The organism is Finegoldia sp. P3-F-LR (genome assembly GCF_052932165.1).
Genome location: NZ_JBRFJE010000066.1, coordinates 1 through 289, shown reverse-complemented (window position 1 = coordinate 289; position 289 = coordinate 1). Strand labels below are relative to the sequence as shown.

Below are 289 nucleotides of genomic sequence, written 5' to 3'. Positions count from 1 at the left end.
CACCCACACACAAAATTTGAAGCAGAAGTATACGTATTAACAAAAGAAGAAGGTGGAAGACACACACCATTCTTCTCAGGATACAGACCACAATTCTACTTCAGAACAACAGATGTAACAGGAAACATCGCATTAGAAGAAGGCGTAGAAATGGTAATGCCAGGAGATAACGCAAAATTCATAATCGAATTAATCACTCCAATCGCAATCGAAGAAGGATTAAGATTTGCCATCAGAGAAGGCGGAAGAACAGTAGGAGCTGGCGTTGTTTCTAAAATTATAGAATAAT

At 38.4% G+C, this 289-nt stretch carries 1 protein-coding gene; it reads left to right on the top strand.

What is annotated here, in order from left to right; all coding sequences use genetic code 11:
* Positions 1 to 288: EF-Tu C-terminal domain-related protein (locus tag ACU68U_RS09340; protein WP_446763203.1), on the top strand; the 288-nt coding region annotated here is incomplete at its 5' end.
* Position 289: the final 1 nt, after the last annotated feature.